Origin of the sequence: Pseudomonas fluorescens (assembly GCF_000967965.1) — a bacterium.
In the GTDB taxonomy this organism is placed as follows: Bacteria; Pseudomonadota; Gammaproteobacteria; order Pseudomonadales; family Pseudomonadaceae; genus Aquipseudomonas; species Aquipseudomonas grandcourensis.
Genome location: NZ_LACC01000023.1, coordinates 208,523 through 216,504 on the forward strand (window position 1 = coordinate 208,523; position 7,982 = coordinate 216,504).

Consider the following 7,982-nt stretch of genomic DNA (forward strand, 5'->3'; position numbering starts at 1 on the left):
TGGACGAAATAAGGGAGTGAGGTCTGGCGCGCGATCAAAGGGCAGGGGCACGCGCCAACGGTATCAAGAAGTTCTGGGTTTGCCGTCAATGGCAGCTGTTGCATCCTTTGTAGCAGGTACGGCGCTGGGCAGATGGCGGGCAATCAGCCCGCGATAGGCGGCAGCACCGAGGCAAGCACCAACAATCGGTGCAAAAACAGGAATCAGGAAATACGGAATATCGCGTCCGCCGGTGAAGGAAATTTCACCCCAGCCAGCGAAGAAAGTCATCAGTTTAGGGCCGAAGTCTCGCGCAGGGTTCATGGCAAAACCGGTCAGCGGCCCCATCGAACTGCCGATCACCGCAATCAGCAGGCCAATCAGCAGCGGTGCCAGCGGGCCTTTGGGCAGGCCATTGTTGTCATCGGTCAGGGACATGATCACGCCCATCAGGATGGCCGTAATGATCACCTCGACCAGAAATGCCTGGGCGGTGGTCAACACTTGATTCGGGAAGGTGGAGAACACGGAGGCCAACTCGAGGCTGGCTTGAGTGCCGCGAACCATGTGGTGAGTTTGTTCGAATTCGAAGAATAGATTGCTGTAGAGGGTGTAGACCAACAGCGCTCCGCAGAAGGCGCCCGCCACTTGGGCGAGTATGTAGAAAGGCAATTTACGCTTTTCGAAGTCCGCGAAAATGCTCAGGGCAATGCTGACGGCAGGGTTCAGATGAGCACCGGAAACACCGGCGGTGAGGTAGATCGCCATGCTGACGCCGACGCCCCAGATAATGCTGATTTCCCACAAACCAAAACTGGCACCCGCGACCTTGAGCGCGGCAACACATCCTGTACCAAAAAAGATCAGCAGCGCCGTACCCAGAAACTCGGCCATGCATTGGCTCGAGAGCGACGGTTGTTGTAAAGCAGTTGTCATTGAAACCTCATTTTTTTTGTTGTCTGGCGCTTTTTTCCATCATGGTCGAAGCGCGTTTTTCGCCGAGGCAGGATCCCCATCCTGGTCGCGGTTTACTGCTGGGTGCAGCGGTAGGACGTTTCGTACAGTTTCAGAAACGAAAAAATATAGACAAGAAACGCTGCTGTCAAAGGTCGAAAGTGAACCGTCGGTCACAAAAAAACTATTCGTTGCATGAATGAGTGAGTCATTGGGGGATGGGATGGCCAGGCAATGGCGTCATGGATGCGCCGCCGTAGAGCCTTTTATTGATCAATGCCCTAGAATCGGGCGCAGTATTTTTCTTCTGCCGCCCAGTCTGGAGCTGTCATGACCCCCGCATTGGATTTGTTGAAAAAGGTTCGGGCCGAACATCGCGTACACAGTTACGAACATGATCCCAAGGCTGCCTCCTACGGGCTGGAAGCGGCGGAAAAACTCGGGCTCGATCCGGCGCAGGTGTTCAAGACCTTGCTGGCGGCCAGCGAGAAGGGCGAGTTGCTGGTGGCTGTGGTGCCGGTTGTCGGCAGTCTGGACTTGAAGGGACTGGCCCACGCCGCGGGCGTTAAAAAGGTCGAAATGGCCGACCCGGCGGCAGCACAGCGCTCTACCGGCTATCTGTTGGGCGGGATCAGTCCGTTGGGGCAGAAGAAGCGTTTGCGTACCTTCATTGATAGTTCGGCCCAGCCCTTCGCCAGCATTTTTGTCAGTGCGGGCCGACGTGGATTGGAAGTCGAACTGGCACCGGCGGTGCTGGCCGAACACACCCAGGCGAAGTTTGCCGATATCGGCCGTGCGTGAGCCTCGAAGCGGGTGCAGTGCTGTATGGTGAAAATCAGCCTGCTCTGTCACTGGTGCCGGCCGGGCCAGCGCGGCATGCTCGGCGGTCTGACAAAGGGAGAAAGTTATGCAACTGGAGTTCCATCAGGTCGACGCGTTCAGCAGTCAGCCATTCAGCGGCAATCCGGCGATGGTCTATCGGCTAGATACCTGGCTCGCCGATGAGTTGATGCAAAAGATTGCCGCCGAACACAACCTCGCCGAAACGGCGTTTGTCGTGCGTGAAGGGCAGGGCTGGCACATCCGCTGGTTTACGCCGACCACCGAGGTGCCATTGTGCGGTCACGCGACGCTGGCTAGCGCCTATGTGCTGTTTGAGATCTATAAAGAGCCTGTCGAGCGACTGGACTTCACCTGCAAATCCGGCCCGTTGAGTGTGACGCGGGAGGGCGGAGGCCTGTGGCTGGACTTCCCGGCGATCACTGCGTTGCCGGTGAACGTGATCTCGGACATCGAGCGTGCACTGGGCGTGAAGGCTGTCGAGGTACTGGCCTCGAATGAGCTGTTCGTGGTGCTGGAGTCGGAGCAAGCCGTGCTCGACTGCAAGCCGGACATGGTGGCCCTGGCGAAACTGCCATGGTTGGGCGCCATCGTGACGGCACGGGGCGAGCAACACGATTTCGTTTCCCGTTACTTCGCCCCGGCAATCGGCATCAATGAGGACCCGGTGACCGGATCGACCCATTGCCTTCTGATTCCGTACTGGTCAAAGCGTTTGGGCAAGTCGAGCCTGACGGCTTTTCAGCGTTCGGCGCGGGGTGGGGAATTGTTCTGTCGCCTGGAAGGCGATCGGGTGAAGATCGGCGGCAATGCGACGCTCGTAGCAAGCGGAACGCTGATGTTGGGCTGATCCAAAACCACTGTAGGAGCGCGCCTGCTCGCGATAGCGGTATCACATTCAACAGAGGTGTTGACTGATCCATCGCAATCGCGAGCAAGCGCGCTCCCACAGGGATTGTGTTGTTCAGTTAGCGGTGTTGTAGCGGCGGACACCGGATTCAACCGTCGGAATCTGCGCCGCCGTGCTACCGGACGCCTGGAACAGCACCAGGTGTTCAGCCGCGACACGAATACCCACCTCCGCCCCAACCTGACGGTCGACATGGCTCGGGAAGATCGATTCCAGCTGTGCACCTGTCGGCAGTTGCAAGCGATACAGGGTCGATGCACCCAGGAACGTCTTGCCGGCAATTCGCGCCTTCAGTGCGCTGTCCGGCGCATAGACGATATCGTCCGGGCGCAGCAGTACATCCACGGCGCCGCCTACCGGCCAGGTGTAGGCCCGATTGCCGCGCAACTCACCCAGTTCGGTTTGCACCGATTCGGGGCTGCTCAACTGACCGCGAATGAAATAGCCCTGGCCGATGAAACTCGCCACGAAGGGTGTCAGCGGTTCGTGATACAGGTTGTAGGGCGTGTCCCACTGTTCCAGGCGACCTTCCTTGAACACCCCAACGTGGTCGCTGACCGCGAAGGCTTCTTCCTGGTCGTGAGTCACCAGAATCGCGCTGGTGCCACGGGCCTTGAGGATGTCGCGTACTTCATGGCTGAGCTTGCGGCGCAATTCGCCATCGAGGTTGGAGAACGGTTCGTCGAGCAACAGCAGTTGCGGCTCCGGCGCCAGGGCACGGGCCAGGGCGACACGTTGCTGCTGACCACCGGAAAGCTCGTGGGGGAAGCGTTTGCCGAGGTTCTTCAGGTTAACCAGTTCCAGTAGCTCTTCGGTCACGCGATCCTTTTGCGGATGCTTGCGAATGCCGAAGGCGATGTTGTCGGCCACGCTCAAATGCGGAAACAGCGCGTAGTCCTGGAACACCATGCCGATGCGACGCTTCTCCGGAGCAAGGGTGAAGCCGGCGCTGGAGATGGTCTCGCCAGCCAGCTGGATTTCGCCTTCGTGAACCGGTTCGAAACCGGCAATCGCCCGCAGGGTAGTGGTCTTGCCGCAGCCCGACGAGCCCAGCAGGCAACCGATGTCGCCTGCGTTCAGGTGCAGGTTGAGGTTCTGCACCACGCGCTGGTCTTGATAGCCGCAGGCGAGTTTGCGCAGGTTAAGCAGTAATGGCTGGCTCATGCGTGGTGATACGCCGGTTCGACGAGGAACTCGAGCAGGGCTTTTTGCGCATGAAGACGGTTTTCGGCTTGATCCCAGGCCACCGAGCGCTTGTCATCGAGCAGGTCGACGCTGATTTCCTCGCCACGGTGCGCCGGCAGGCAGTGCATGAACAGCACGTCGTCAACGGCCAGGTCGAGCAGGGCGCGGTTGACCTGATACGGTGCGAACAGCTGCAGACGCTTGGCGGTTTCTTCTTCCTGGCCCATGGAGGTCCAGACGTCGGTGCTCACCAGGTGTGCACCACGCACGGCTTCCTTCGGGTCGCGAACGATGGTGACCCGATCGCCGGCCTTGGCCAGGAACACCGGGTTGGGCTCGTAGCCTTCCGGGCAGGCAACGCGTAACTGGAAGTCGAACTGGATCGCCGCTTCTATATAGCTGTTGCACATGTTGTTGCCGTCGCCGATCCAGGCCACGGTCTTGCCCTGGATGGAGCCGCGGTGTTCGAGGAAGGTCTGCATGTCGGCCAGCAACTGGCACGGGTGCAGGTCATCGGACAGGCCGTTGATCACTGGCACGCGGGAGTTGGCGGCGAACTCGGTCAGGTTGCTGTGGGCAAAGGTACGGATCATCACCGCGTCGAGCATGCTCGACATGACGATGGCGCAGTCGCCGATCGGCTCGCCACGGCCCAGTTGGGTGTCACGGGGCGACAGGAAGATCGCCTGCCCGCCGAGCTGGATCATGCCGGCCTCGAAGGAGATCCGGGTACGGGTCGAGGATTTCTCGAAAATCATCCCCAAGACGCGGTTTTTCAGAGGCTCGAACAGTACGCCGCGGTTACGCAGGTCCTTGAGCTCAACGCCTCGACGGATCACGCTGACCAGCTCTTCGGGCGTGCAATCCATCAGGGAGAGAAAGTGCCTTGCGCTCATCATTGACTACCTTTTGCTACAAACCGCAGATACTCAAAGCCTTGTTTAACGGAACAACGGGCGAGACCTGCGGCGTAAGCCGCACGGGGCGACGAAATAGGGGAAGGCGCGATCTTATAATTAAATGTCGCGTCTTACCAATAGGGCTACAGTTTTTAGGGAGTTTCAGAGGTGCTACGGGTTCACCGAGGTAGCGCTTTTGAAGCCTGTTTCCTGATAGCAGCGGTTCATTTGTACACCGGCCCCTCGGGGCTTGGCAATCAGGCTGGGCGGCAATGGTGCGCTGACAGTCGGTTTCTGACCTGTCATTCATCAGCGCCGGGCTCGACGAACACTGGCGCCTGATCGGCGAGCTGACCGGCGTGCATGGCCCCCACGGGCCGATTGAAACCCTTCAGGAAATCCAGTTGCAGGCGCCGCCCAGGCTGCCTTCGAACTGAATTCGGGCGGCCATCGGCTGGCCTGATAACCCTCGATTCACAAGACGAACGTCGCTGGCGTGGCGGCGGCTCCGGCGCCATAGTTTTGTTTCCGCGGCCAACGTTGCCCGCCCAAAACAAGACAGAAACTGGCCATGACCAAGACTCTCCATCACCGTGCGTGCCATTTGTGCGAAGCCATCTGTGGCCTGACCATCGAAACCACCAGGGGCGAAGGCGGTAACGTCCAGATCACTTCGATCAAGGGCGACCCCCAGGATACGTTCAGCCGTGGGCACATCTGCCCCAAGGCCGTGGCCCTGCAAGACATTCAGAACGATCCGGATCGCCTGCATCAGCCGATGCAGCGGGTGGGCAATGAGTGGCATCCCATCGAGTGGCAAGCGGCATTCAATCTGGTCGCCGAACGCCTCGCCGCCATTCAGGAGCGTCACGGGCAAAACGCCGTGGCGGTCTATCAGGGCAATCCGAGCGTGCACAATTACGGGCTGATGACCCACAGCAATTACTTCCTCGGACTGCTGAAAACCCGCAATCGGTTTTCCGCAACGTCGGTCGATCAATTGCCCCATCACCTGACCAGTCATTTGATGTACGGCCACGGTTTGCTGCTGCCGATCCCGGACATCGATCACACTGATTTCATGCTGATCCTGGGGGGCAATCCACTGGCTTCGAACGGCAGCATCATGACCGTGCCGGATGTGGAAAAACGCTTGAAGGCGATACAGGCCCGGGGTGGCAAAGTGGTGGTGGTCGATCCGCGCCGTAGTGAGACAGCGGCGATTGCCGATCAGCATCTGTTCGTTCGCCCGGGCGGTGATGCCGCGCTGTTGTTCGGCCTGCTCAATACCTTGTTCGCTGAAGGTCTGACTCGCGACAGCCATCTGCCGGTGGATGGCCTGGAGGACGTACGGAAGGCCGTCGCGCCGTTCACCGCCGAGGCCATGAGTCCGTTGTGCGCCGTGCCGGCCGAACAGATCCGCCAATTGGCGCGGGACTTCGCCGCGGCGCCGAGTGCCGTCTGCTATGGCCGCATGGGCGTTTCGACCCAGGCCTTCGGTACGCTGTGTCACTGGGTGGTGCAGTTGATCAATCTGGTCACCGGCAATCTCGATCGCGTGGGTGGTGCCTTGTGCACCGAGCCAGCAGTGGACCTGGTGGCGTCGACCTCGGGCGGGCATTTCAATCTGTGGCAGAGCCGGGTTTCCGGGCGGCCGGAATACGCCGGAGAACTACCTGTTTCGGCGCTGGCCGAAGAGATGCTCACCGAAGGGGAAGGGCAAGTCCGCGCGTTGATCACCGTGGCGGGCAATCCGGTGCTGTCCACACCCAATGGCCGACAACTCGAACAGGCGCTGGACGGGCTGGAGTTCATGGTCAGCATCGATCTGTACATCAATGAAACCACGCGTTACGCCGACCTGATCCTGCCGTCCACGTCGGCGCTGGAAAACGACCATTACGACACCACCTTCAACCTGTTCGCGGTGCGCAATGTCAGTCGTTTCAACCGTGCCATCCTCGCCAAGCCCGAAGGTGCCTTGCACGACTGGGAGATCTTCGTCGGGCTGGCCAAGGCATTTGCCGCCATGACCGGCAAAGAGTTGAAACCCACTATCGCCCCCGCACAAATGATCGATCGCGGCCTGCGCATCGGGATGTACGGTGACAATTCAGAGCACAAGCTGTCGCTGGCGACGTTGTTCGATCATCCCCATGGCGTCGATCTGGGCGCGCTCAAGCCTAACCTGACGCCCCGCCTGAAGACTGCCAATCAACGCATCCAGGCAGCACCGATCGAGATTCTCGCTGACCTGGCGCGCTTCGCAGCCTTGCAGGCACCGGCCGCCGACGAGTTGTTGATGATTGGCCGCCGACATGTACGCAGCAACAACTCATGGATGCATAACTATCATCGGTTGGTGAAAGGCAAGCCGCGTCACCAGTTGCTGATGCATCCGGACGATCTGGCGAGTCGCGGGCTCAGTGACGGGCAGCGTGTTCGGGTCAGCTCGCGGGTGGGTGTGATCGAAGTCGAAGTGCTTGGCAGTCTGGACATGATGAAAGGCGTGGTCAGCCTGCCTCACGGCTGGGGCCATGCGCGGCCTGGCGTGCAAATGTCGATTGCCAGCAGCCAGCCAGGCTCCAGCGCCAACGACCTGACCGACGAACGCCAGATTGACGAACTGTCGGGAAATGCCGCGCTCAATGGCGTGCCGGTGACCGTGGCGGCGGCTTGAATCAGTCTGACGGAGAGACCGAGCAGGGCGCTCGGCTTTCCGTTACAATGCGCCACCGTGCCGACCCATGAGTCGGAAAGTTCAGCCGAGGTGCTCCATGGATATCATCGAAACGATTAAAGAGCAGATTGCCAACAACACCATTCTGCTTTACATGAAAGGTTCGCCGAATGCCCCGCAGTGCGGCTTCTCCGCGAAAGCCGCGCAGGCCGTGATGGCGTGTGGCGAAAAGTTTGCGTACGTGGACATCCTGCAGAACCCGGAAATCCGCGCCAACCTGCCAAAATACGCCAACTGGCCAACCTTCCCGCAGCTGTGGGTCGGCGGTGAGCTGGTCGGCGGTAGCGACATCATGACTGAAATGGCTGCTGACGGTTCGCTGCAGAGCCTGATCAAGGACGCCGCCGCCAAGGCCGCTGCTCCAAAGACCGAAGCCTGATTCGCTTCTGCCCGGGTTTCGGCCAAACCTGAAACCCGGGTAACAAAAAGCCCCGCCACTCGAAAGAGGGCGGGGCTTTTTATTGGTGCGCCAGGC

General features: G+C 59.8%; 7 protein-coding genes. 4 read left to right on the forward strand and 3 right to left on the reverse strand.

The features are described 5' to 3' along the window. Positions 1–63 precede the first annotated feature (63 nt). Positions 64–915 (reverse strand): MIP/aquaporin family protein, encoded by an 852-nt coding sequence (locus VC35_RS19325; RefSeq protein WP_046042006.1) that lies wholly within the window; start codon positions 913–915, stop codon positions 64–66. Between the two features lie 348 nt (positions 916–1,263). Here VC35_RS19325 and ybaK point away from each other — a divergent pair, with 348 nt between their 5' ends. Next, on the forward strand, positions 1,264–1,734 hold the full coding sequence (gene ybaK / locus VC35_RS19330) for a Cys-tRNA(Pro) deacylase (protein WP_008053514.1): 471 nt from the start codon (positions 1,264–1,266) through the stop codon (positions 1,732–1,734). 106 nt (positions 1,735–1,840) lie between these two features. Then, the gene (locus VC35_RS19335) at positions 1,841–2,623 is read left to right on the forward strand and encodes a PhzF family phenazine biosynthesis protein (protein WP_046042007.1); all 783 of its coding nucleotides are present in this window, start codon (positions 1,841–1,843) and stop codon (positions 2,621–2,623) included. A 114-nt stretch (positions 2,624–2,737) separates the two neighbouring features. Here VC35_RS19335 and VC35_RS19340 read toward each other — a convergent pair whose 3' ends face one another. Together VC35_RS19340 and argF are read right to left on the reverse strand one after the other, a co-directional pair. Continuing rightward, entirely contained in the window at positions 2,738–3,847 is a 1,110-nt protein-coding gene (locus VC35_RS19340; RefSeq protein ID WP_046042008.1) for an ABC transporter ATP-binding protein, read from the reverse strand. Next, a complete protein-coding gene (gene argF, locus VC35_RS19345; RefSeq protein WP_046042010.1) occupies positions 3,844–4,764 on the reverse strand; it encodes an ornithine carbamoyltransferase in 921 nt (306 codons plus the stop codon). The genes VC35_RS19340 and argF overlap by 4 nt, the downstream gene beginning before the upstream one ends. Positions 4,765–5,338: 574 nt before the next feature. Between argF and VC35_RS19350 the strand changes: the two genes are divergently transcribed. Together VC35_RS19350 and grxD are read left to right on the forward strand one after the other, a co-directional pair. Further along, a complete protein-coding gene (locus VC35_RS19350; protein ID WP_046042011.1) occupies positions 5,339–7,447 on the forward strand; it encodes a molybdopterin oxidoreductase family protein in 2,109 nt (702 codons plus the stop codon). A 97-nt stretch (positions 7,448–7,544) separates the two neighbouring features. Continuing rightward, positions 7,545–7,886, forward strand: coding sequence for a Grx4 family monothiol glutaredoxin (gene grxD, locus VC35_RS19355; protein ID WP_046042012.1), 342 nt, complete (start codon positions 7,545–7,547; stop codon positions 7,884–7,886). Positions 7,887–7,982: the final 96 nt, after the last annotated feature.